The 23,909-nt window shown below is 57.4% G+C and carries 18 protein-coding genes; 9 read left to right on the top strand and 9 right to left on the bottom strand.

Annotated features, from left to right (window positions below; translation table 11 throughout):
- Nucleotides 1–102: 102 nt before the first annotated feature.
- From ACR0BU_RS18860 to ACR0BU_RS18850, 3 genes are all read right to left on the bottom strand, one after another.
- Entirely contained in the window at nt 103–1,269 is a 1,167-nt protein-coding gene (locus ACR0BU_RS18860; protein WP_480738468.1) for an alpha-hydroxy acid oxidase, read from the bottom strand.
- 140 nt (nt 1,270–1,409) lie between these two features.
- Nucleotides 1,410–2,201, bottom strand: coding sequence for a tryptophan synthase subunit alpha (gene trpA, locus ACR0BU_RS18855; RefSeq protein ID WP_299082528.1), 792 nt, complete (start codon nt 2,199–2,201; stop codon nt 1,410–1,412).
- Nucleotides 2,202–2,280: 79 nt separating this feature from the next.
- Nucleotides 2,281–2,769, bottom strand: coding sequence for an acyloxyacyl hydrolase (locus ACR0BU_RS18850; protein WP_298936600.1), 489 nt, complete (start codon nt 2,767–2,769; stop codon nt 2,281–2,283).
- A 211-nt stretch (nt 2,770–2,980) separates the two neighbouring features.
- Here ACR0BU_RS18850 and ychF point away from each other — a divergent pair, with 211 nt between their 5' ends.
- From ychF to ACR0BU_RS18825, 5 genes are all read left to right on the top strand, one after another.
- The gene (gene ychF, locus ACR0BU_RS18845; protein ID WP_480738467.1) at nt 2,981–4,078 is read left to right on the top strand and encodes a redox-regulated ATPase YchF; all 1,098 of its coding nucleotides are present in this window, start codon (nt 2,981–2,983) and stop codon (nt 4,076–4,078) included.
- 70 nt (nt 4,079–4,148) lie between these two features.
- A complete protein-coding gene (locus tag ACR0BU_RS18840; RefSeq protein ID WP_298936602.1) occupies nt 4,149–5,030 on the top strand; it encodes a LysR family transcriptional regulator in 882 nt (293 codons plus the stop codon).
- 85 nt (nt 5,031–5,115) lie between these two features.
- Complete coding sequence (locus ACR0BU_RS18835; RefSeq protein ID WP_480738465.1) at nt 5,116–6,819, top strand: NAD(P)H-dependent oxidoreductase subunit E; 1,704 nt, start codon at nt 5,116–5,118, stop codon at nt 6,817–6,819.
- Nucleotides 6,820–6,832: 13 nt separating this feature from the next.
- On the top strand, nt 6,833–9,616 hold the full coding sequence (fdhF, locus tag ACR0BU_RS18830) for a formate dehydrogenase subunit alpha (protein WP_480738463.1): 2,784 nt from the start codon (nt 6,833–6,835) through the stop codon (nt 9,614–9,616).
- Between the two features lie 119 nt (nt 9,617–9,735).
- Nucleotides 9,736–10,251 (top strand): thioesterase family protein, encoded by a 516-nt coding sequence (locus ACR0BU_RS18825; RefSeq protein WP_299082517.1) that lies wholly within the window; start codon nt 9,736–9,738, stop codon nt 10,249–10,251.
- Between the two features lie 18 nt (nt 10,252–10,269).
- Here the strand turns inward: ACR0BU_RS18825 and ACR0BU_RS18820 are convergent, their stop codons facing one another.
- The 3 genes from ACR0BU_RS18820 to ACR0BU_RS18810 all read right to left on the bottom strand — a co-directional run bounded on the left by ACR0BU_RS18820 (nt 10,270) and on the right by ACR0BU_RS18810 (nt 17,535).
- Nucleotides 10,270–14,358 (bottom strand): translocation/assembly module TamB domain-containing protein, encoded by a 4,089-nt coding sequence (locus ACR0BU_RS18820; protein WP_480738461.1) that lies wholly within the window; start codon nt 14,356–14,358, stop codon nt 10,270–10,272.
- A complete protein-coding gene (locus ACR0BU_RS18815; RefSeq protein ID WP_480738459.1) occupies nt 14,355–16,160 on the bottom strand; it encodes an autotransporter assembly complex protein TamA in 1,806 nt (601 codons plus the stop codon). Before ACR0BU_RS18815 ends, ACR0BU_RS18820 begins: the two co-directional genes overlap by 4 nt.
- Before the next feature lie 151 nt (nt 16,161–16,311).
- Nucleotides 16,312–17,535, bottom strand: coding sequence for a urate hydroxylase PuuD (locus ACR0BU_RS18810; RefSeq protein WP_480738457.1), 1,224 nt, complete (start codon nt 17,533–17,535; stop codon nt 16,312–16,314).
- A gap of 96 nt (nt 17,536–17,631) precedes the next feature.
- Here ACR0BU_RS18810 and ACR0BU_RS18805 point away from each other — a divergent pair, with 96 nt between their 5' ends.
- The gene (locus tag ACR0BU_RS18805) at nt 17,632–18,546 is read left to right on the top strand and encodes a LysR family transcriptional regulator (RefSeq protein WP_480738456.1); all 915 of its coding nucleotides are present in this window, start codon (nt 17,632–17,634) and stop codon (nt 18,544–18,546) included.
- A 4-nt stretch (nt 18,547–18,550) separates the two neighbouring features.
- On the opposite strand, the gene uraH is transcribed toward ACR0BU_RS18805, so the two are convergent.
- Nucleotides 18,551–18,907: a hydroxyisourate hydrolase gene (gene uraH / locus ACR0BU_RS18800; RefSeq protein WP_480738454.1), complete on the bottom strand. Its 357-nt coding sequence runs from the start codon at nt 18,905–18,907 to the stop codon at nt 18,551–18,553.
- Nucleotides 18,908–19,077: 170 nt separating this feature from the next.
- Between uraH and puuE the strand changes: the two genes are divergently transcribed.
- From puuE to ACR0BU_RS18785, 3 genes are read left to right on the top strand one after another with little or no spacing between them, the layout of a single operon-like run.
- A complete protein-coding gene (gene puuE / locus ACR0BU_RS18795) occupies nt 19,078–20,496 on the top strand; it encodes an allantoinase PuuE (protein WP_480738453.1) in 1,419 nt (472 codons plus the stop codon).
- A complete protein-coding gene (locus ACR0BU_RS18790) occupies nt 20,493–20,999 on the top strand; it encodes an ureidoglycolate lyase (RefSeq protein ID WP_480738451.1) in 507 nt (168 codons plus the stop codon). Before puuE ends, ACR0BU_RS18790 begins: the two co-directional genes overlap by 4 nt.
- 42 nt (nt 21,000–21,041) lie before the next feature.
- Entirely contained in the window at nt 21,042–22,472 is a 1,431-nt protein-coding gene (locus tag ACR0BU_RS18785; RefSeq protein ID WP_299891038.1) for a uracil-xanthine permease family protein, read from the top strand.
- A 47-nt stretch (nt 22,473–22,519) separates the two neighbouring features.
- Here ACR0BU_RS18785 and ACR0BU_RS18780 read toward each other — a convergent pair whose 3' ends face one another.
- Nucleotides 22,520–23,506: a type I glyceraldehyde-3-phosphate dehydrogenase gene (locus ACR0BU_RS18780; protein ID WP_480738448.1), complete on the bottom strand. Its 987-nt coding sequence runs from the start codon at nt 23,504–23,506 to the stop codon at nt 22,520–22,522.
- A 54-nt stretch (nt 23,507–23,560) separates the two neighbouring features.
- Nucleotides 23,561–23,884 (bottom strand): hypothetical protein, encoded by a 324-nt coding sequence (locus ACR0BU_RS18775; RefSeq protein WP_300071014.1) that lies wholly within the window; start codon nt 23,882–23,884, stop codon nt 23,561–23,563.
- Nucleotides 23,885–23,909 lie beyond the last annotated feature (25 nt).

Below are 23,909 nucleotides of genomic sequence, written 5' to 3'. Positions count from 1 at the left end.
GGCGGGTATCCTCCAAGGCTGTATACCCGCGTGAAGCGGCGTCCATAGCTTGATTCATTGGGTTTGGAAAGCGATTTTTAGCCGCTTAGACGCAAAGACAGATCAATCCTGCCAGCGCCCGCCAAAATCTTCCGGGATCAGCAGGTTGTGCCGCCCCAGATCGCCCACGTTTCGCTCACCGCACAGGGCCATCGTGGTGTCCAATTCCTTTTCGATCACCTCGAGCGCGGTGGTCACGCCTTTTTGCCCCATAGCGCCTAGACCATAGACAAATGCGCGGCCGATATATGTGCCTTTTGCCCCCAAGGCCAACGCCTTCAGCACGTCCTGCCCGGACCGGATGCCGCTGTCCATGTGTACTTCAACGTCGCTTCCGACTGCATCCAGGATTTCCGGCAGCATACGGATCGAACTAAGTGCACCGTCCAACTGGCGACCGCCATGGTTCGACACAACAATGGCATCAGCACCCAGTTTTGCTGCCATCTTGGCATCCTCGGCGTCCAGTATTCCTTTCAGAATGACCTTACCACCCCATCGCTCCATCAGTTTTTCCACCTTGGTCCAATCCAGGCTTGGATCAAACTGCTCTGCTGTCCATGCGCCCAGCGATGAAGCGTCCGAGACGCCTTCGACATGGCCCACTATGTTTCCGAACTCTCGTCGATGGGCACCGAGCATCTCAATACCCCAAGCCCATTTGGTCATCAGGTTTGCGATGGTTTTTGCGGTCAGTTTCGGCGGGGCGGACAACCCGTTTTTTAGGTCCTTGTGACGTTGCCCCAAGATCTGCAGGTCCAGCGTAATCACCAGCGCCGAACATTTTGCATCCTTGGCGCGTTGGATCAGACGGCTGACATAGTCTTCGTCTTTCATAGTGTACAACTGAAACCAGAACGGTTTGTCGGTGTGGCCTGCCACATCCTCGATCGAATTGATCGACATTGTTGAAAGGGTAAAGGGCACGCCGAACTCCTCAGCGGCCTTGGCAGCTTTCATTTCGCCATCGGCGTGCTGCATCCCGGTCAGGCCCACAGGTGCAAGCGCCACGGGCATCGAAACGTCCTCGCCAATCATCTGAGACGTCGTTGAACGCCCGGCCATATCCACAGCGATCCGCTGGCGCAGGCGAATCTTCTCGAAATCCGAGGTGTTTTCCCGAAACGTTTGTTCCGTCCAGCTTCCGCTTTCGGCGTAGTCATAGAACATCCGGGGGACGCGGCGTTGGTAGATGCGTTTCAGGTCTTCGATTGTGGTGATGACGGGCATTGCACGCGGCCTTGATGATATTGGTTAGGTTTTGTTACCAATTTTTTCGACCAGCCGCAACGCTGTCCGGATACCAAAAAGCCGCAGTTGGCCTGAGGCAAACTGCGGCTGAAGAATCATCCAAAGCTGTTGTCGTGTAGTTAGGCTGAGTGAGCTCCGTCAGACAGGGTCTTCACAAACTCCAGAACTTCGGCGACCGGCTTTCCGGCCCCGATTTGACCGACAATGGCCGAGCCCACAACAGCCCCATCTGCCACACTTGCAATGGTACGTGATTTTTCCGGTGTATTGATGCCGAATCCGACGATCACTGGCAGGTCGGTCTGTGATTTGATCCGCGCGACCTCGGGTCCGACATCCTGAGCTTCTGCCTCGGCCGCGCCGGTAATACCCGTGATGGACACGTAATACACAAAGCCCGATGTGTTCTGCAAAACACGGGGCAGGCGCTTGTCATCTGTTGTTGGTGTCGCCAGACGGATGAAGTTCAATCCGGCTGCCTGTGCGGGCAGGCACAGCTCGTCATCTTCTTCAGGTGGCAGGTCGACAACAATTAGCCCGTCGATACCGGCAGCTTTTGCATCCGTAAGGAACGTATCAACGCCGCGGCTATAGATTGGATTGTAATATCCCATCAAAACAATCGGCGTGGTGTCGTCGGTTTCGCGGAAGGTGCGCGCCAAATCCAACGTGCGCTGCAACGTCATGCCGCCGTCCAATGCGCGTTGTCCCGCCAGTTGAATCGTGGGGCCATCGGCCATTGGGTCGGTGAAGGGCAGGCCCAGCTCGATCACATCGACACCAGCCCCCGGCAAACCCTTGACCACCTCAAGCGAGGTTTCATAGTCAGGATCTCCGGCCATGATATAGGCAACAAAGGCTTTTTTGCCCTCGGCTTTCAGTGCGGCAAACTTTGCGTCGATACGGCTCATGAGATGTCCTTGCAAACAGGTTTGGACCTGATGTGCAGAAACTTTGACCGAAAATCAATCCCGCCTCGTTGCGAATGGATTAGAACGCGTAATGATACCGCAGCAAAAGAGCGTTCACCCCGGGATTTTCGTCCTGGGTGCTGGCATTGGATTTATGTGTCACCGCGACCGAAATCTTGTTGCCGCTGTTCAAGGTATAGCCAAGGCCCAGCAGGCTACGGATCTGAAAGCTACCGCCCAGGTCGTTCAGATCATTTCCTTCGTCATAATACCCGGGCATGACGCTGCCCTCGACAAACCAGCGATCACCCAGCGTATAGACGCCGATCAGCCCAGCGCCAATATGTGTGTCGCCATCAGCGTCGACCGACAAAGCAGCACCCCAAGTGGCACTGAACCGCGTCGCTTGATGAAAGGGACTGTGTTGGTATTCCAGGGACAAAATAGCCTGATCCTCGGACATACTGTCCGAATAATCTGCATATCCAGCGCCAAATATGATGGATTGCGCAGGCGCGGCGGTCGCGGCGCCAATGGCCACAGCGGAAACTAGAAGGAGTGTCTTCATATCAATCTATACGCAATTTGTTGTTGATGTCGTTCGCTAAGTGGAGACTTTAAAGCGCATTTTCAGATTTACACAAGCACACAAGCATCGAAAACTACCGAACATTATTGTGATGTGTCCAAACAGGCTCAATTGAGTGTTGCCTGCCAACCGCTTGCGCATTGAGCCTGACCTGCCTAGAAGCAGCCGCGAATGGCATCAGGAGACCACCATGGGCTTTAAAATGGGAATTGTGGGTTTGCCGAATGTGGGCAAATCGACCCTCTTCAACGCGCTGACCAAAACCGCGGCTGCTCAGGCTGCGAATTTCCCGTTCTGCACGATTGAACCCAATGTGGGCGACGTGGCCGTGCCTGATGATCGGCTGGACAAGCTGGCGGCGATTGCAAGCTCGAAACAGATCATCCCGACACGGATGACTTTTGTGGATATTGCAGGTCTGGTCAAAGGCGCCTCGCAGGGGGAAGGGCTGGGCAACCAGTTTCTGGCCAACATCCGCGAAACCGACGCAATAGCTCATGTCCTGCGATGTTTCGAAGATGGTGATGTGACCCATGTCGACGGACGCGTCGATCCGGTGGCGGATGCTGATACCATCGAGACTGAACTGATGCTGGCGGATCTGGAAAGTATTGAAAAACGCCGCGCAAACTTGGTGCGCAAGCTTAAAGGCAACGACAAGGAAGCCCAGCAGCAGGAACGCCTGTTGGCCGAAGCGCAGGCAATGCTAGAAAGTGGCCGACCCGCGCGTCTGGTCGAGGTCAGCGATGAGGATTCAAAAGCCTGGAAGATGCTGCAGCTGCTGACGACCAAGCCTGTGCTTTATGTCTGCAACGTGTCGGAAGAAGAAGCGGCGGAAGGAAATGAATATTCGACCTGCGTCGCTGAAATGGCCGCTGCACAGGGCAATTCTCACGTCATCATCAGCGCCAAGATAGAAGAAGAGATCAGCCTGCTGGAAGAGGACGAAGCCCAGATGTTCCTTGAGGAGATGGGTCTGGAAGAACCTGGCCTCGACCGCCTGATCCGCGCCGGTTACGATTTGCTCAAGCTGGAAACCTATTTCACGGTTGGCCCGAAAGAGGCCCGCGCGTGGACCATTCGGACAGGAACGGTCGCGCCACAGGCGGCTGGTGTCATTCATGGTGATTTCGAAAAGGGTTTCATCCGCGCTGAAACCATCGCTTATGACGACTATATCGCGGCCGATGGGGAACAGGGGGCCAAAGAGGCTGGCAAGATGCGGGCCGAAGGCAAAGGTTATGTCGTGAAGGACGGCGACGTGATGCACTTCTTGTTCAACACCTGATCAATAAGGGTCTTTTCCTGCAGCCAGAGAAGGTTATCCTGCCCCACCTGTCAGCACGCCGAGGCCCAGAGTGATCGAGATTCGCGACCTGCAATTGCTCAGCGCTTTGGCGCGGCACCGACACTTTGCCAAAGCGGCCGAGGAATGCGGGATATCTCAGCCCGCGTTTTCGATGCGCATCCGCAATCTCGAAGATCGGTTGGGTGTGTCGATCGTGCGCCGCGCCAATCGGTTTCAAGGTCTGACCGAAGAAGGCGAGATGATTGTTCGTCGGGCACGCCGCATTCTGGACGATGCCAAAGCGCTGGAACAGCAGGTCTTGGCAACCCGCGGTGAAATCACCGGCACGCTGATTTTCGGTGTGATCCCCACGGCGACCGCATTTACGGGCCGCTTGATCAAACGGCTGCAGCAGGCCCATCCTCGCATCCTGTCCCGGATTGAGACCATGTCAGCCAATGCCATTCAGCATCGGCTTGACGAGGGCAGTCTGGATGCTGGCGTGACGTATGGCGATAGTATCGGCACCGACCTGCGTCAGGTTCAGCCCTTGTATGAAGAGACCTATGTCCTGCTGATCCCCGCGCACATGACGGATGAAAACGGGCCGATTCCCTGGGCGCGGGTGGCTGATTTTCCAATCAGCCTGCTGGAGCCGCAAATGCAGAATCGGCGCATTCTGGATCGGATATTTTCAGAACAGGGTCTTCATCCGCATGTGGTGGCAGAAACCAGCGGATTTACCGCGTCGATGGTTATGGCCCGCGAGGGCCTGGCCGCAACCGTTGTGCCCCGCGTTCTGGTGCGGGCGTTGGGAGAACTCAAAGGCACGAAGGTACTGCCGCTGATCGATCCTGTTGTAAGTAAACCGATTTGTCTGGCTACCCTCACGCGCGATCCCGAATTGCCGACGGTTGCGGCATTGCGCGCTGTCGTGGCGTCTTTACGGTGATAACCTGTCGTTATCGTGCGATAGTGATATGCGATTTGACGATATGCTAACCTGATGAGAGACCAAACCTCAATCGGAGGGCATTATGGCACCATTAGATACCAAGCCATCAGGCGCACCCAGGGGCGTCTGGAAGTCAGGTAAAGGCAAAGGGCGGCACACGCCCAAAGGCCGTCAGTTCACGGATGAGGCACAGGCCGAGATATCGCGCCTGCTGGGCGACCGCCCCCGCCGCCGTGACCTGCTGATCGAATTCCTGCATCTGATTCAGGACGCACACGGCCATATCAGCGCCGATCACATCGCCGCTTTGGCCGTCGAGATGCGCGTGGGCCAGGCCGAGATCTATGAGACTGCCACTTTCTACGCCCATTTCGATGTGGTGAAAGAGGATGAGGCACTTCCGCCTGCGCTGACAATCCGTGTCTGTGATTCCCTGTCCTGTGAAATGGCTGGGGCCCAGCAGTTGCAAAAGGCGCTCGAGGATGGGTTGGATGCATCGCAGGTGCGCGTCCTCCGAGCGCCCTGCATGGGACGCTGCGATACGGCGCCGGTGCTTGAGATTGGCCACAACCATATCGATCACGCGACCCCCGAAAAGGTACAGGCCGCGATTGCCGCCAGTGACACCCACGCACATCTGCCCGACTATGAAACCTTTGCCGCCTATGCCAAAAACGGTGGCTACGCCAAGCTGAAAGAGCTGCGCGACAGCGGCGACTGGGAGAAGGTGCAGGAAGACGTCCTGGCCTCGGGCCTGCGCGGTCTGGGTGGTGCTGGCTTCCCCTCGGGCAAGAAATGGGGCTTTGTTCGCATGAACGAAGGTACCCGCTATCTGGCGGTGAACGGCGATGAGGGCGAACCCGGCACCTTCAAAGACCGCTATTATCTGGAGCGCACGCCGCATGTCTTTCTAGAAGGCATGCTGATCGCTGCATGGGCGGTCGAGGCTGAGACTTGCTTCATCTACATGCGCGACGAATACCCGGCGGTTCTGGAAATCCTTCGCCGTGAGATTGCCGCGCTGGAACAGGCGGGAGTCGTCGAGCCGGGCTATATTGACCTGCGCCGGGGTGCCGGTGCGTATATCTGCGGCGAAGAATCCGCGATGATCGAGTCGATCGAGGGCAAAAAGGGCCTGCCGCGTCACCGCCCTCCGTTTGTGGCGCAGGTGGGGGTCTTCAATCGTCCAACCTTGGTGCACAATGTCGAGACGCTCTACTGGGTCACCAAGGTCTGCCGCGAGGGGCCGGTATGCCTGAACAGCACCGAAAAGAATGGCCGCAGAGGTCTGCGCAGCTATTCGGTCTCGGGCCGCGTGGCCAAACCGGGCGTCTACTTGCTGCCCGCAGGTTCCACTATTCTGGACGTGATCGAGGCCGCCGGAGGTATGGCCGAGGGCCAGACCTTCAAGGCCTATCAACCGGGTGGGCCATCTTCGGGCCTGTTGCCCGCATCCATCGACGATGTGCCGCTGGATTTTGACACGCTGCAGCCGTTGAGCACGTTTATCGGCTCTGCTGCCGTGGTGGTTCTGTCAGATCAGGACACCGCCCGCGATGCGGCGCTGAACATGCTGCGGTTTTTCGAAGATGAAAGCTGCGGTCAGTGCACACCCTGCCGGGCAGGCTGCGAAAAGGCGGTGAAGCTTATGCAGGCCGAGAAATGGGATCAGGATCTGCTGGAAGATTTGTGTCAGGTCATGGGTGATGCCTCGATCTGCGGGCTGGGGCAGGCGGCCCCGAATCCGATCCGCTTGGTCATGAAACACTTCGCCGACGAAATCTGAGGGAGACAGAGCCATGCTTGATGCAAGCCCGAACAAAACCGTCAGCTTCAACCTGAACGGCGATGATGTCACCGTGCCCGAAGGCTGGACCATCTGGGAAGCCGCCAAGGGGCAGGGGTTCACGATCCCGCACCTATGTCACAAGCCTCAACCCGGCTATAAACCGGATGGCAACTGTCGCGCCTGTATGGTCGAGGTGGAGGGCGAGCGCACGCTGGTCGCCTCGTGCATCCGTCCGGCTGCGGACGGAATGGTGGTAAAAACCGATAGTGATCGGGCCGAGAAATCGCGCGCAATGGTCATGGAATTGCTGGTCGCCGACCAACCCGAAGAGGCGCACGACACATCCAGCCATTTCTGGGATATGGCCAAGCTGAACGATGTCAGCGACAGTCGCTTCCCGGCGAAAGAAGCCGAGAAGATCCCTCTGCTGGATGACAGCCACGTCGCAATGCGCGTCAATCTGGACGCCTGCATCAACTGCAACCTCTGTGTCCGTGCTTGTCGCGACGTGCAGGTGAATGACGTGATCGGCATGGCCGGTCGCGGACACACCGCGCAAGTGGTGTTTGACCAGAACGACCCGATGGGGGATTCGACCTGCGTCGCCTGCGGTGAATGTGTTCAGGCCTGTCCGACCGGTGCGCTGATGCCAGCAACTGTGTTGGACGACAACCAGCAAGGCGACAGCAAAGACTACGATTCCGAGACCGAAAGCGTCTGCCCGTTCTGTGGCGTGGGCTGCAAAGTCTCGCTGAAAGTCAAGGATGGCAAGGTCAAGTATGTCGAGGGCATCAATGGCCCCGCCAACGAAGGCCGTCTGTGTGTCAAAGGCAGGTTCGGGTTCGACTATATCCACCACCCGCACCGTCTGACCAAGCCGCTGATCCGGCGCGAGGATGCGCCTGCCAAAGGGCTGAACGTCGATCCCGGAAATCTGGACACCCATTTCCGCGAAGCAACCTGGGAAGAGGCGATGGATCTGGCGGCTACCAAGCTGAAAGCGCTGCGCGAAGAAGATCCCCGTACAGTCGCTGGTTTCGGTTCGGCCAAATGCACCAACGAAGAAGCTTACCTGTTCCAGAAGTTCATTCGTCAGGGCTTCAAGCACAACAACGTCGACCACTGCACCCGTTTGTGCCATGCTTCGTCCGTGGCGGCGCTGATCGAGAACGTGGGCTCGGGCGCGGTAACAGCCACCTTTAACGAGGTCGAGAACTCGGATGTGGTCATCATCATCGGCGCCAACCCGATTGAAAACCACCCCGTGGCGGCAACCTACTTCAAGCAGTTCACCAAGCGCGGTGGCAAGCTGATCGTGATGGACCCGCGCGGCGTCGGTATGCGCAAGTTCGCGGACGAGATGCTGCAGTTCCGTCCGGGTGCTGATGTCTCGATGCTCAACGCGATCATGAACGTGATCGTCGAGGAAGAGCTGTACGACAGCCAGTACATCCACCGCTGGACCGAGAACTGGGAAGCCGAAAAAGAGCATCTGCGCGCCTTCACGCCCGAGGCAATGGCGCCCATTTGTGGCATTGAGACAGATCAGCTGCGCCGTGTCGCGCGTACCTTCGCGCAGGCCAAGGCTGGTCTGATCTTCTGGGGTATGGGCGTCAGCCAGCACATTCACGGCACCGATAATTCGCGTTGCCTGATCTCGCTGGCATTGATGACCGGCAACGTTGGTAAACCCGGCGCGGGTCTGCACCCGCTGCGGGGCCAGAACAACGTGCAGGGCGCGTCTGACGCGGGTCTGATCCCGATGTTCCTGCCGGATTACCAGTCGGTCACCGATGACGGCATTCGCGCCAAGTTCAACAACGTGTGGAACTCGGACGACTTCTCGAACGAGAAGGGGCTGACTGTGACCGAGATTATTGACCAGGCTTATGCGGGCAACATCAAGGGCATGTATATTCAGGGCGAAAACCCGGCCATGTCCGACCCGGATGTCGGCCATGCGCGCGACGCGCTGGCCAAGCTGGAGCTGATGATCGTGCAGGACATCTTCCTGACCGAAACCGCGAACTATGCCGACATCATCCTGCCCGCCTCGGCGCTGTATGAAAAGAACGGCACCGTGTCGAACACCAACCGCCAGGTGCAGCGGGTGCGTCCGGCTGTGACGCCTCCGGGCGAGGCGCGCGAGGACTGGAAGATCACGGTTGAGCTGGCGCAGCGCATTGGGCTGAACTGGGATTACACGGATGTGTCGCAGGTGTTTGATGAGATGAAGCTGACCATGGCGTCGCTCGACAACATTACCTGGGAGCGGCTTGAAACCGAGACGATCACCTATCCGTCGCTCAGTGAAACTGATCCGGGTCAGGCGATCGTGTTTGGTGATGGTTTCCCCCGTGCTGACGGCCGCGCGAAGTTCACCCCGGCCAGCGTGATCCCGCCGGATGAAGCGCCCGATGACGAATACCCAATGATCGCCACCACAGGCCGTCAGTTGGAACACTGGCACACTGGGTCGATGACCCGGCGCGCTACGGTGCTTGACGCGGTAGAGCCCGAGGCGAACTGTTCGATGAATCCGCGTCAGCTGAAGCTGATGGGGATCGAACCGGGTGAAACGATCCGCCTGACTACACGCCGTGGTTCGATCGAGATCATGGTGCGGGCCGATCGCGCGATTGCCGAGGATATGGTGTTCATACCGTTTGCCTATGTCGAGGCTGCGGCGAATATCCTGACCAACTCTGCCATCGATCCTTATGGCAAAATCCCCGAGTTTAAATTCTCGGCCATTCGCGTCGAAAAGATCGAGGATGCCATTGCGGCAGAGTAACCTTTCAGCCTGCTAAAACACATAGGGCGGCCCTAAATAGGCCGCCCTTTTGCGTGTCAAAGCTGGACTTTCGGCCCGCATGTCGCCTTGATGTATACGCCTGAACGAGGGGAACACAGATGGCGAACACGTCTTTGGGTGGACATGACGGTCCGTATCCGGCGCCGGTTGAAATCCGCGGAGGAGCGGTGGACCCCGCTTGGATCGACTACAATGGCCACATGAATGTCGGATACTACGGTGTGGCTTTCGACATGGCGCTTGAGATACTAATGGTGGATCACCTCGGGTTGGGGGAGCTGCAGGTCAACGCGTTGGGGCAGGGCCCGTACATCATCCAGTCGCACCTGCATTTTCTGCGCGAGATTACCCAAGACACGCAGTTCCACTTTCACTTTCGAATGTTGGACGCCGACCCCAAAAGAGGTCACTATTTTGCACAGATGATCTCGACCTCAGATGGTCATGTCTGCGCCACACAAGAGGCTTTGTTTATGAATGTCAGCCACGACACCGGTCGCTCGGTGGCCTACCCGGATTGGGCGGTGGCACGCCTGATGCAGATGGTCGAGGATCACAAGTCTTTGGAACCGGCGTCACAGATTGGTCAACGGATCGGAATTCGTCGCAAGTAGGGCCACGGTGACGCGAGCTTAATAGTCCCTTGCGAAAAACACACCGATACCTGTTTCACCTTTGCCATCGACCGTGCCTTTGATGGAAAAATTATCCGTGACATCCAGGTTCAGGTTCACCTCGGTATCGCCTTCGGTGTTCACCGTGAAATCCGTGTAAAGGTTGTCGCTAAGATACGCGCCAGCCCCCAAACGGCCTGCGCCGCCTTCGGTCGCGCCAATGTCGACCGTATCAAGGCCGGTGGATTCACGCAGCCCCTTGGTCGCGTCGCCGCCCGCGCCGCTGAGCTGTGCTAATGAGGCTGCCATCTGCGCGATCAAAAAAGGCGATATCTCAGAAAAGCGGTTCCCGAAAAGCAGCATGGCCAGCGCCTCTTCGGCGGGGCGTTCCGGATCCGAGAACACATCAACCTCGGGTGAATCCAGCGGGCCCGCGATTTCTATGGTAGCCGTGCCGTCAGACGTGCTGGCCGAGGACTCGAATTCAATATACGGCTTCAGGTCGCCCTGCAGGCTGACAATGCCTTTTGTCAGCTGCAGCCTGCGGCCCAGAATGTCAAAAGTGCCCCGGATCAGATCAATCTGTCCGGAGGGAACAACAGATGTTGTGGTACCGCCGATCACGATGCGGCCACCCAGTTCCGCATTCACGCCACGGCCTCGGACGAACACGGCCTTCGGGGCGACCAGACTGACATCCAGCGCGATGCGGGAGTCGCTTTTGGATCCTTCTTCCTTCACGACCAACTGCGCACGTTCACGAGTGACAAAGCCTGCACGGCTTTCGTCGACATGTTGGATCTCGGGGATTGGCGCGGCGCCCACTGCACCGGAGGCCGCTGCAAGATTGATGTTGGTTTCGGCAAAATTGATTTGCCCGGCAAGCGAGCTGTTTCCGGCCAGTGCTCCGGTCATGGCAATCTGGCCGTTCAGCGTAGTTTCGTACAACAACTTATCCGTCAGCACGAGGCTGTTGAGCTGCGTCGTGATCTGCGCATTGAAGGGCGGAGTTAGATCCACCGGCCCGCTGACTGTAAAACCGCCCCCGGCGCGTACACCGCCGTTCAGCGATATCGTTGCACGGCTTTGGGCCAGATCGACCGAGCCGCTGATCCCGGTTATGGTCTGACCGGCCGTTGGGATCGCGAAGGATGTGCCGGACGTCGTAATTGTTCCACTTAGCGACTCCAGCGCCGGCTGGCCCTTTAGCGCCAGATTGAAGCGGGCGGATCCGTCGATTTTGTTGGGAGTGACAAAGATGTTGGCGATGCCAAGATTGACCCCGCCTTGTGCCGTCAGATCCGCATTTCCGCTGGTTTCGTCAAAGGTGCCCGCCACATCGCTATTGATGCTGGCCGGGCCTTTGGCGTTGGCATCGATTGTCCAGACGCCATTGCTCCGCTTGGCATTTCCCGTGGCGGCAACGGTCCCGGGAAACTCTGGCGCAAAGCGTTCGATGCGATTGAGCTTGGCGTCAAAATCCAGATCAGCGGCCCCATCCGTGGCCACTGTTCCGGACAGGCTGACATACGAGCTATCAGGCCCTTGCAGTTTGGCTGTTCCCTCAAACCCGGAAGCGGAAGGCGCAACATTTGCATCCAGTTGCAACGGTCCAGACAAGGTGTTCGACAACCGCGCCAGATCATCCAGTTTGGCCGAAAAATCCAGCCCCCCAGATTGTCGATCCAACTGACCCGAGGCATTGGCCGACAAGGCCGTCCCATTCAGGCGAAAGTCGCGGATGTTCAGGCCGCTGTCCTTTTTCAATGCGTCGACCACCAGCGTCGTGTGTCCCTGAATTAGCTTGTCTAGTGTGGCAATGCCCGTTTGGATATCATTCGCGGTGACGTCGCCTTGGATGTCAAAAGTTTGGCTGCCTTTTGCGCCCTTGCCCAGAACATCACCCTTGATCGAGCCTGCCAGATCGCGCCCGGCAAGGCCGGACAGCACGGACAAATCCGGGACGTTCATGCTGGCCTGCCCGTCGACGGCCAGATTACCCGTTGGATCATCGATCGTAGCGTCGACCTGCGCCGTCAACGCTGATCCGTTCACGGTCGCCTGGCGAACCACAATCCTTTGCTGTGACAGGGCGCCGTCAAATTCGACCGATGTCTGGCCGGTCAGCAGCGGGTCGATCTCATCCATACCGGTTTTGATGTCACGTCCAGTGACGCTGGCGATGCCATCAAACTCCAGCGTTTGAACGGTGCCCATGCCGTCCAGTTTGGCCTGAACGCTGCCCCCCAGTTCGCGCTTCGCCAAACCAGAAAAAACCGAAAGGTCCGGTGCATTGACGCTGGCCTGACCATCGATGGAAACGTTGCCATCTGGTGTTGTGACCTTGCCGCTGGCCTTTGCGCTCAATGCCTCTCCGTTCACGGCAAATTCGCGTATTGCCACGCCGTCTGTATCGCGCTTTGCATCCAACGTGATTGTTGTTTCACCCGTGATCAGCGGATCGATATCGTCACGCCCGGTGGATAAATCACTGCCATTGACGGCAAGCCTGCCATCGAAGCTACCTTCAATCGGTGATCCGCTGCCTGTAACCTGCGCCGAGGCTTTCCCGCCCAGATCCAGCTTGGCCAGTTCCGAAAAACGCGAGATATCGGATGCTTCCAGCATGGCGGATCCGTCGATGTTCAGGCCGCTGTTCAATCCGCTGATCAGGGCGTCGACGCCCAACAGGAAATCCGACCCGATCAGTTCAAAGTCAGACAGGTTCAGAGACTGATCATCGCCATAGCCAAAAGTCCCATCCAAGGTGATGCGATCCCCAAGCGCCGAATTTAGGGCCGGGTCTGCCATGTCGATACCATCCAAAGCGGCCTGTAGATCACCGCTCACACTTACGTTGATCCCCTGATCCAAAACACCCTGCGCCGTTATCTGCGCGCGGTCCAGGTTGATGTTTTTGGATCGCACCGCATCGGCCGAAAGGTTCAAATCCCAAAGCCTACCGTTCTGCTGATCAAAAAGCGCTGAAATCTGGGCCGCTTCCACAGACGTGTCCCCTCCGGATACCGGCAAAACGACGGTTTCCCCATTGGGTGGTGTAATGCGCCCCTGCAGCGCAGCGACTTGAAGCGTGCCGCCAGCGCCCAGATTCAGATTGCCCTCCAAGCTCATGGCCTGAGAGGTGAACTTGAGATCATTGATGTCCAAGGCGCCATCCGGGTGGGTTTGCCCATCCACGAACAAGCTGGTTTCTTTGCCGAAGAACACGTCCATGTTTCTGGCTACAAAGGGGGTCAGATCGCCGCTGAGATCGGCTGTAAACGCGATCCCTTCGCCTTCGGTTCCATCGGGCTCAAGGGCCGAACGCAGACGCACCTGACCGCCAACGTATTCCTGATCGTTACTCGCCAGTCCGATGTCGGCGGTGAAATCATCGACAGGTCCGGACCCTTTGGCGGTTAACTCGATCGGAGGTTCATTGGGGATTTTCAGCGCGGTTGAGATCAATCCACCTGAAGATTCAATTACCTTCAGGTCCAGGTCAATCTGTCTGCTGGAGTTTTGAAATCCAGCAGCCAAGATTATTTCATCGCCGGCCCGATCCAAACGGGTAATGTCCAGATTGGTGTCCAGCTTGCCGTCGGCCAAAGACAGGTTGCCATTTACGGCAAGTTCGGCCGCCACACCGATCAAAGGCTGACCGAGTGCGAGTTCATCAATCCGGATCTCTCCGATTTCAATCGCGACGGGCAATTCCGGCAGTTGGAAAGGCTGTGTTTCAGCGGATGGTGGCGGTTCATCCGTTGTGGTGGTGCCTGGTGCACGGGCAATATCGATTTCTTGCGCTGTCAGTGTATTGACGGCGAACCGACCGCGGATCAGGCCCAATCTGTTCCAATCCAGTTCGGCATCCTTGATCGTCAACCATATGCCCTGGTCGTCAGACACCGTTATTTCCTGGATTGTCGCGCGAGAGCTCAGCGCCCCTTGCAGCCCTTTGACCGTGACGTTCTGATTATCCCCCGAGAGCGTATCCTGCAGGAACCGCTCGATCATGCTACCGCCTTGATCCTCTTGCGCGTGTACCACAACGGGGACGCAAGCCAGCGCGCCGATCAGAAGAGGGGTCGAAAGACGATGTATCAAAATGCCTGTCCAATGCCGATATAGAACTGCAGGCCGTCCCCGGTGTCGCCCTGAACGGGAACGGCAAGGTCAAGGCGCAGTGGGCCAAATCCACCCAGATCATATCTTACGCCAATCCCTGCGCCGGCGTGATCTTCTGCACCACTGCCAACAAATGACGATGTATCCACGATACCGTAGTCATAAAACCCGACCAACGACAGGCTTTCGGTGACCCTGCCGCGTACTTCACCGGAAAACCCAAGAAAGGATTTACCGCCGGCAGTCCCAGTACCCACCGGAATCCCGAGGCTCTCAAACGGTTGTCCGCGTACTGTTCCGGCACCACCGGAAAAGAACAGAAAGTCTGGTGTGACGCCATCTGCAGGCGGACCAATAACGGACCCCAACTGAACCCGTCCGGCCAGAACCAAATTCCCAGCTGTTCCAAAACTGGTATAGGCGCGACCATCAAAATATAGCCTGAGACCGGTGTCTGAACCGGAAAAGCCCACAAACGGCATCACCTGCGAGTCCAGATAGAAACCACGAGTGGCGCTGATCTTGCTGTCGCGTTTGTCCCATTCCGAGCGGAAGGGTAGGATGAAATACCGAAATTTACGCCCGTTGCCATAGGCGTCATCTGCATCAGACCACTGGAAGCCGGCCGATGCTTCGGCATAAAGTTGATCCGAAAACGTACGGCGTGCACCATAGGCCAGCGATGCCACTGTAACGTCGTAGTTTTCCGTGTTGCGCCGCTCTAGCAAAGTGCTCCAGAATGTGGCGTCATCGGGCCCCAGACGGTCGGGTTGATCCAGTCTCAGACCGATCCGGCCATCTATATCCTCGGCTCCGCCAATGTTGCGCACAGCAGCCTCAAAGCGTAACCGCTCGGCCCGCTTGAACATGTTGCGATGGGTCCAGGTTGCGGTGACATCGACGCCATCGCGCGACGCAAGCTCCACACCAAAGGTCAGACGGCGCTTGGGCAGATCTTCAAACGTTGCATCGAAATCCAGGGTGCCGTCCGGGTTGGCAGTTTCCCTTTCTTGCAAAGACACCACGTTGAATGTCCCGGTCCGGCGAAGCCGGGTGCCAACTTTCTGGATCTGTGCGGGCGAATACAATTCGCCGCTGGGAAATCCAGCGATCTTTTCGATTGAACGGTGACGGACATCCGTGTCGCCATCGATGAACATCCTGCCAAAGGTCAGCCTGCGATCGGGATCAAGGTTGATTTGCGCGTCAAGCTGCGCCTGCGCGTGGCGCGCGATGACCTTTTGCCCGGCCACACTTGCCTTGGCGTGACCTGCGTCCCTCCAACCCTGAACACCCGCAGATGCGGCTTCTTGAATGGCACCTGTCGTTGCTAGTTTGCCGGGCGCAAACTGCTCGGGCAGTACGGTGTTTGGGGCCAATGGTTGGATCGTGGCAGTTCCGAATTTGAATGTCGGACCGGTTTCGATGGTGATGACCGCACGATTGATTTGTGAGGGAACGCTGAGCGAGCTAAGCTCAGCGGCCTCCTGACCGTCGAGCTTGATGCTGACAACGGGGCTGAAATACCCTTCATCGTACAAAATCTGTACCAAGGTGCGATAGTCCGACAAGGCAGCAGACAGAATTTCCAGCGGCGTATCAAGTCCGCGGTTCTCGGCGGTCGCAACCGAAGATGTCTCTTCTAGCCGCTCGACCAGCTCCTTGGGTGCCCCTGGCGCCGTAAGCGTGGTTTCCAGGGCAGCCAGGCAGGTTGGTGCGAGAGCCATTACCGCTCCGATCATCCAGCATCTCAGAATGCCTGACGGCGTGCTCCCCTGCATCAAATAGCTCCAACTGTCCCTAGTCGAAATCAATTGTGCCGCGTTGTGATGTGATCGCAGCTCATTAAGCTTATGTTAGAGCATCTGAAACCCTTCGGGGAAAGGGTCTAAAAGTTTCCCCGGCCCATTTTAGGCCGAAACTTTGGTCGCGCTATAATCCGGCGTTTCGGACCCACCGTATGATGGCGTCGCGATCCTCTGGTTCCATATACGTAACATTGGCAGGGGGCATTGCGTGACTGACGCCAGCTTGCAAATAGATTTGCTTTGCATTTCTGGCAATGTCCGCCTCGGTTTCCAGCAAGACACCTTTGGGTGCCCACAGGATGCCTTCCCAAACCGGCTCGCGCGCATGGCACATGGAACAGCGCCCCAACACGACATCATGTGCTTCTTCGAAACCATCGGCTGAGGCGAAGCGTTGTTCAAACGGCGTCAGCGGCTGTGCTTCGGCTTCTTCCAGTGGTTTGTACATCGGCGCCGTCGACAGCCACATGATGGCTATGAACAAAAGCGCTGTGATCAGCCATGTCCAGGTCGGGTCGCCGCCGCGGGCGTGGCGGGTGTTGAAGTAGTGCCGGATAGTAACCCCCATCAGGAACACCAGCGCGGCTATGATCCAGTTGTATTGAGTCGCGAAGGCCAGCGGGTAATGGTTCGACAGCATCAGGAATACGACTGGCAGCGTCAGGTAGTTGTTATGAGTCGAGCGCAGCTTGGCGATCTTGCCGTATTTTGGGTCTGGTGTGCGCCCATTCTTGAGGTCATCCACAACGATCCGCTGGTTTGGCATGATGATGAAGAACACATTGGCCGTCATGATCGTGGCCGTAAACGCACCCAGATGCAGCATCATGGCCCGACCGGTGAAGATCTGGTTATAGCCCCAACCCATCGCAACTAGCAGTACGAACAGCAGCACCATCAACAGCGTAGGACGCTCACCCAATCCGGATTTGCACAGAAAATCATAGACCAGCCAACCCACCGTCAGAGAGACCGCAGAAATCAGGATGCCTTGCCACAAAGCGAGGTCGGCTTTCTGAGCGTCGATCAGGTACAGCTCGCCGCCAACCCAGTAGACGATCATTAGCAACGCCGCCCCGCTGAGCCATGTGGCGTAGCTTTCCCATTTGAACCATGTCAGGTGTTCGGGCATCCGTTCGGGTGCCACCAGGTACTTCTGGATGTGATAAAACCCACCACCATGGACTTGCCATTCCTCGCCATCCGCAGGCCCGGGGATGTCGCGGTTCAGACCAAGGTCCAATGCGATGAAATAAAAGGACGATCCGATCCATGCGATGGCCGTGATGACGTGCAACCAGCGCACGGCAAAGGCCATCCAGTCCCAGAACACGGCGAAGTCATACATTCAAGTGGTCTCCGATTGCGTGCCGCCACACTAGGCAAGCGCGTATTTGTTCGGTATTCCCGTAAATTGTCAAACTGTATCAAAAAAAACGAAAAGATGTCCTATCTAGATAACATTCGCACCTTCGTCAGGGTCTACGATCTGGGCAGCATGTCTGCGGCTGGCCGCGACCTGCGCATTTCGCCCGCCGTCACCTCGGCAAGGATATCACAGCTTGAGGATCATCTGAGTGTTCGGCTGTTCCAGCGCACGACCCGGAATCTGACGCCGACCGAACAGGGACGGGCGTTTTACCCCGGCGCTGTATCGGTTCTGGATGCAGTGGACGAGGCCGAGGCGAAAGTGGTGCATCTGACGGAAGCGCCGCGCGGCTCTTTGTTTGTGGCGGCTCCGTTTGGCGTTGGGCGTCGTCTTCTGGCGCCTCACGTACCTGATTTTCTGGCGCTTTATCCTGAGATTGACGTGCGACTACGGCTGACCGACCGATCGGTAGACCTGACGACCGAAGGGTTGGATTTGGCGTTTTTCATTGGCCAGCCCGAAGACAGCACGCTGCGCATTCGCAAGATTGCCGATTGCCAACGGGTGCTGTGTGCTGCGCCAGACTATGTGAAACGGCACGGCATGCCGCAGACCGGCGCCGATCTGATCTCAGGCAAGCATGAATGCCTGAACCTGAGGTTTCCGGGGGCGGCAGAGTTTCAATGGATGCTGGAAACGCCTGAAGGGCCCAAGAGGTTTGCGGTTTCGGGGCGCTTTGAATGTGATGATGGGGATGTGCTGACGGATTGGGCCCTGTCAGGCCAGGGCATCGCCCTGAAACCGGTGTTCGAGGTCGCAGACCATCTGAAAGCTGGCGACCTGATCCCGGTCGCGCCGCAATCTCCGCCTGTGCCGGTGCAAATGGCGTGCCTGTATACCCATCGCCGCCATCAAGACCCCAAGGCCCGGCTGTTTATGAATTTCATGATCGAGCTGATCCAAAAGGTGGTCAGCTCATCGGGTACATGAAACCTTAGCTACCGCGATAGGTCGAATATCCATATGGTGAAAGCAATAGGGGTACATGATAGTGCGCCTCGGCATCCGACATGCCAAATCGAATGGGGATCTGGTCCAAAAACAACGGTTCGTCTCCGGATTGACCCGAAGTACGAAGATAGTCTCCGGCGTAGAAAATCAGCTCGTAGGTGCCTGTCTTGAAGTCTTCCTGCGGAAATATTGGGCTGTTGGTGCGGCCATCCGCATTGGTCTGCACCTCTACAAGTTTCCGGTGGGAATTGCCGGTTACTCTGTAGAGTACGATTTTCATGCCCTCTGCCGGGCAACCTCGGGCGGTGTCCAGAACATGGGTCGTCAGAAATCCTGCCACGGTGGCCTCCTAATAGCTATGTATTTTCCTTTGCCACAGTGTGGGGCAAACATCAAAACTGTTGAAATGCCAAAAGAACCCGAAACACTGTTCGGATTGATTTGATAATCCTTCCCGGGTTTCTGCGCTATGGCAGTAACCAACGGACGAAAGAAAGGACGAAATCCGCGATGCAGCCTTCTCGTTACCCGCGTGACATGATCGGATATGGCGCCAAGCCGCCGGATGCGCAATGGCCGGGTGGCGCAAAGCTCGCCGTTCAGATCGTGCTGAACTATGAGGAGGGCGGCGAAAACTGTGTTCTGCATGGTGATGCCGCATCCGAGGCGTTTTTGTCCGAAATCGTCGGCGCCGCACCATGGCCCGAGCAACGTCATCTGAACATGGAATCGATCTATGAATATGGCGCGCGGGCCGGATTCTGGCGGCTTTATCGTCTGATGAAGGATCTGCCGATTACTGTTTATGGCGTGGCAACGGCCTTGGCCCGGTCGCCCGATCAGGTCGGCGCAATGAAGACCGCAGGATGGGAAATCGCCAGCCACGGACTCAAATGGGTCGAGCATAAGGACATGTCGAAAGACGATGAGCGTGCCCAAATTGCCGAGGCAATCCGCCTGCACACCGAAGTTGTCGGTGAACGTCCGCGTGGCTGGTACACCGGTCGATGCTCGGAAAACACGGTGACGCTGGCGGCTGAAGAGGGTGGGTTTGCCTATATCGCCGATACCTATGCCGATGACTTGCCCTATTGGACGCGTACGAGTGGTCGGGATCAGCTGATTGTGCCCTACACATTGGATTGCAATGACATGCGGTTTGCCACGCCTCAGGGCTTCAATGCGGGCGATCAGTTCTTTTCCTATCTCAAAGACAGCTTTGATACGCTGTATAATGAAGGCGAGGAAGGTGCCCCGAAGATGCTGTCGATTGGGCTGCATTGCCGCCTTATTGGCCGCCCCGGCCGGGTGATGGCGCTAAAGCGCTTTCTGGACTATGCGCGCGGGTTTTCGGATATATGGTTCGCAACGCGACTTCAAGTCGCGGAACATTGGGCGGCGACACATCCGCCACAAACACACCCCAAACCGTCACAGGTGAGCCGTTCGGATTTTGTCGCCGACTACGGGGGGATATTTGAGCATTCAGCCTGGATTGCCGAGCGTGCCTTTGACCTCGAACTAGGCCCCGCGCATGACACGGCAGGTGGGCTACACAACGCCCTAACACGTATGTTCCGGTCGGCATCCGAGGACGAAAGACTGGGCGTGTTGACGGCTCATCCTGACTTGGCAGGCAAACTGGCACAGGCCAAGCGATTGACTAGCGAAAGTACATCAGAACAGGCATCAGCCGGATTGGATGCGCTGACAGATGACGAACGCGCAACGTTCACCGATTTGAACCAGCGCTATACCGCAAAATTCGGATTTCCCTTTATCATCGCCGTTCGGGATCACGACAAAACCTCGATCCTTCAGGCGTTCCAACGCCGCATCGACCAAGATCGGACCACTGAATTCGCCGAAGCCTGCCGTCAGGTCGAGCGGATCGCTGAATTCCGGCTGCGGGATGTTTTGCCGTCATGAGCCGTCAAATCGTGACCGAACCGATTTCTGCAAACGCCTTTGCGCCTTTTGGAGATCTGATTGAAGTGTCCGGCACCCCGGACAAAATCATCAATCAAGGCCAATGCGGGCGCTACCATGATCGCGCGAGAATGAGCTTTGCAGAAGGTCGCGCTGGGATAAGCCTGTTCGACGCCAACCCGCGCAGTTTGCCCTACCGCCTTGATATGGTCGAACGTCACCCCGAGGGCAGCCAGGCCTTCATTCCCATGACCGAAAGCCCATTTCTGGTCATCGTGGCACTGGATGAGCAAGGCATACCCGGCCAACCCCGCGCATTTTTGACCAAGTCGGGCCAGGCGGTGAACTATCACCGTGGTGTTTGGCACGGCGTGTTGACGCCGCTTCACAGCCCAGGCCTGTTTGCTGTTGTCGACAGAATTGGCGAAGGCGCAAACCTTGAAGAATACTGGTTTGATACGCCCTACCAGGTCGTAGCAGAACCCAATGAAGCCGCAGGATAAGTGGCGATACCCCCGTGAACTCTGACAGAGAGGACAGTACTCATGGCTGAAACTTCCATAGGAACGCCCGAACAGCTTCGGGATCCGAATTATACCCCGGCCTTGCACAAAGCCATCCCGCTGGGCATCCAGCACGTGCTGGCGATGTTCGTTTCGAATGTGACACCCGCGATCATTGTCGCTGGGGCCGCCGGGTTCGGATTCGGATCAAACTCGCCCGATTTTCCTGAACTTCTGTACCTGATCCAGATGTCGATGCTGTTTGCAGGCGTTGCAACCTTGTTGCAAACAATCACATTGGGGCCGGTTGGAGCAGCACTGCCCATTGTTCAGGGCACAAGCTTTGCCTTTCTGCCGATCATGATTCCGCTCGTTGCGGGGAAGGGTGTCGACGGATTGGCCGCATTGTTTGGTGGCGTGATCGTTGGTGGCGTGTTTCATGCCTGTCTGGGGGCCGTCATCGGCAAGATCCGATTTGCATTGCCACCGCTTGTGACCGGCCTTGTTGTCACGATGATTGGTCTGGCATTGGTTAAGGTCGGCATCCAATATGCGGCCGGCGGGGTGCCTGCCATCGGAACGCCGGAATATGGGTCCATGTTGAACTGGTCAGCCGCAATGGTTGTCGTGGTCGTTACACTGGGGCTCAAGTTCTTTACCCGCGGGATGCTTTCAGTTTCTGCTGTTCTGATCGGCCTGGTCGTTGGTTACGTCTACGCCCTGATGGTTGGCATGGTGACATTTGAAGCCATCGGAACCAGTTGGAGCCGGGCCTCGGCCTTCGCCCTGCCGGTGCCGTTCAAATACGGGTTCGAATTCTCATTTGCGGCCGTCATTGGGTTTTGTCTGATGGCATTCGTATCTGCCATTGAAACAGTTGGCGACGTGTCCGGTGTTACCAAGGGCGGGGCCGGGCGCGAGGCGACGGATGATGAGATTTCCGGCGCGACCTATGCCGACGGTTTTGGCTCGGCGCTTGCCGGTGTGTTCGGCGGCTTGCCCAACACGTCCTTCAGCCAGAATGTCGGCCTGATCGCCATGACCGGTGTCATGAGCCGACATGTCGTGACAATCGGCGCATTGTTCCTGATCCTTTGCGGCCTTGTCCCAAAAGTGGGCGCGATCATCCGAACCGTTCCGATCGAAGTGTTGGGCGGCGGTGTCATCGTCATGTTCGGAATGGTTGTAGCAGCGGGTGTTTCAATGCTGTCCGATGTCGACTGGAACCGGCGCAATATGGTTATCTTTGCCATTTCACTGTCCATCGGGTTTGGGTTGCAGCTTGAACCGGATGCCGTGCAACACTTGCCCGATACACTGGGCATTCTGATGAAAAGCGGCCTGCTTCCCGCGGCATTAATCGCCATCGTGCTGAACCTGGTCTTGCCAGATGAGCTGTCAGATGAGGCGACCGAAGAGGTTTCAGGCGGCCTGTCCGGGCATGGGGCCGGTAGCTTGCCGAAAGAACACTAGGCGCTTGGTAACGGATCGCAACGCAACGCGGGTGCGTTGCGATCTGATCAGGCTTTGGCCATCAGGCGGGCGACATCAAGCATGCGGGCAGAAAACCCCCACTCATTGTCGTACCAGCCAAAGACGCGGATCTGACTGTTCCCGACCATCCGCGTTTCAGGGCCTGCGATCACCAGGGATTCCGGGCGTGCACGCAGGTCCGAAGATACAAGCGGCAGATCCGTCCACCCCAGAACCGGCGAGGTCGCAATGGCTTCGCGGAATTGGGCGTCGAAGGCTTCAGCGGTCATTTCCCGTTCCAGTGTGATCACAAGGTCAACGGCGGAAACGCTGGCGGTTGGAACGCGCACTGCCGCACCCGAGATACGCCCGGCCAGATGCGGCAGAACCAAATCAATCAGATGGGTCGCGCTGGAGGTCGTCGGCACCATCGACAAGGCTCCGGCGCGGGACCGGGCAAGATCTCCGCGTGGGGCGTCTACCATCGGTTGGCTGTTGGTATAACAATGGATGGTGGTCATATGGCCCGAGGCCACGCCGCCGATCTCATCCAGAACTCTCACCAGTGGCGCCAGCCCGTTGGTCGTGCATGAGGCGTTGGATACGATACGCGCGCTGCCCAGCTCGTCTTCGTTGGCACCAAGAACGATTGTCACTTCAGCAGCTGGTGAGGGGCCCGAGATCAGGACTTTGCCCACGCCTGCGGTCAACCCGCGACGCGCCACGTCCGAGCTGCGCGCGACCCCGGTGCAATCCAATATCACATCCACCCCTCGCAAATCGACCAGTGCCAGATCTGCGCTTTGGGTCATCGGAATTGCGCGGCCGTCCACGACCAATGCCGCATCGCCTTCGGCCACGTCCCCGGGGTAGGGCCCGAAGGTGCTGTCGTACTTGAACAGGTAGGCACAGGTTTCCAGCGGTGCGATATCATTGACCAGCACCAGCTCAATATCCGACCCCTCCGGCAAAGCCAAAACTTGCCGTAGGATCGTGCGGCCAATACGGCCGAATCCGTTGATCGCGAGTTTCATGCGCAAGCTATGGCAGGCCGTCGGAGCGACCTCAATGCCCGATCTGATGAGGGGTCAGTTGCAACTGACTTGCGAGAAAAACTGACCCGAGATGTTTTGGTACATGCTGGGCACGACAACTCTGCAGCCCGTGGCTTGCTGAATCGCGGCAATGGCCTGAATAGTGCGCAGACGCGGCGGTGGACCAAACGGGTTCAGGTTGTTGTTGTCACGTGTGGCGCGAAAAGTAACTGGTGCGTCCGAGATCTGCGTGACGGCCCATGTGCGGCTCATGACAAAAACGGATTTGGTTTCCTCTTTGGCTGCAGCGGGCGCTGCATCAAGTGTTGCAAGACCAAGCAAAGCCATCAGGGCAACCGTTGTTCCACGCAGTAACATCAAACTATCTCCAGTGCTAAAAACA

The sequence above is a fragment of the Ruegeria sp. CK2 genome (assembly GCF_056536585.1).
The sequence above is the reverse complement of the archived record's forward strand: the minus strand, read 5'-3'. Positions and strand labels throughout refer to the sequence as shown.

Bases quoted from the DNA above. Each gene is read 5' to 3' on its own strand.
- trpA (WP_299082528.1), bottom strand. From the start codon at position 2,201: ATGAGCCGTATCGACGCAAAGTTTGCCGCACTGAAAGCCGAGGGCAAA.
- fdhF (WP_480738463.1), top strand. From the start codon at position 6,833: ATGCTTGATGCAAGCCCGAACAAAACCGTCAGCTTCAACCTGAACGGC.
- ACR0BU_RS18850 (WP_298936600.1), bottom strand. From the start codon at position 2,769: ATGAAGACACTCCTTCTAGTTTCCGCTGTGGCCATTGGCGCCGCGACC.
- ACR0BU_RS18825 (WP_299082517.1), top strand. From the start codon at position 9,736: ATGGCGAACACGTCTTTGGGTGGACATGACGGTCCGTATCCGGCGCCG.
- ychF (WP_480738467.1), top strand. From the start codon at position 2,981: ATGGGCTTTAAAATGGGAATTGTGGGTTTGCCGAATGTGGGCAAATCG.
- ACR0BU_RS18815 (WP_480738459.1), bottom strand. From the start codon at position 16,160: ATGCAGGGGAGCACGCCGTCAGGCATTCTGAGATGCTGGATGATCGGA.
- ACR0BU_RS18860 (WP_480738468.1), bottom strand. From the start codon at position 1,269: ATGCCCGTCATCACCACAATCGAAGACCTGAAACGCATCTACCAACGC.
- ACR0BU_RS18835 (WP_480738465.1), top strand. From the start codon at position 5,116: ATGGCACCATTAGATACCAAGCCATCAGGCGCACCCAGGGGCGTCTGG.
- ACR0BU_RS18775 (WP_300071014.1), bottom strand. From the start codon at position 23,884: ATGTTACTGCGTGGAACAACGGTTGCCCTGATGGCTTTGCTTGGTCTT.
- ACR0BU_RS18790 (WP_480738451.1), top strand. From the start codon at position 20,493: ATGAGCCGTCAAATCGTGACCGAACCGATTTCTGCAAACGCCTTTGCG.
- ACR0BU_RS18805 (WP_480738456.1), top strand. From the start codon at position 17,632: ATGTCCTATCTAGATAACATTCGCACCTTCGTCAGGGTCTACGATCTG.
- ACR0BU_RS18810 (WP_480738457.1), bottom strand. From the start codon at position 17,535: ATGTATGACTTCGCCGTGTTCTGGGACTGGATGGCCTTTGCCGTGCGC.
- ACR0BU_RS18785 (WP_299891038.1), top strand. From the start codon at position 21,042: ATGGCTGAAACTTCCATAGGAACGCCCGAACAGCTTCGGGATCCGAAT.
- ACR0BU_RS18780 (WP_480738448.1), bottom strand. From the start codon at position 23,506: ATGAAACTCGCGATCAACGGATTCGGCCGTATTGGCCGCACGATCCTA.
- puuE (WP_480738453.1), top strand. From the start codon at position 19,078: ATGCAGCCTTCTCGTTACCCGCGTGACATGATCGGATATGGCGCCAAG.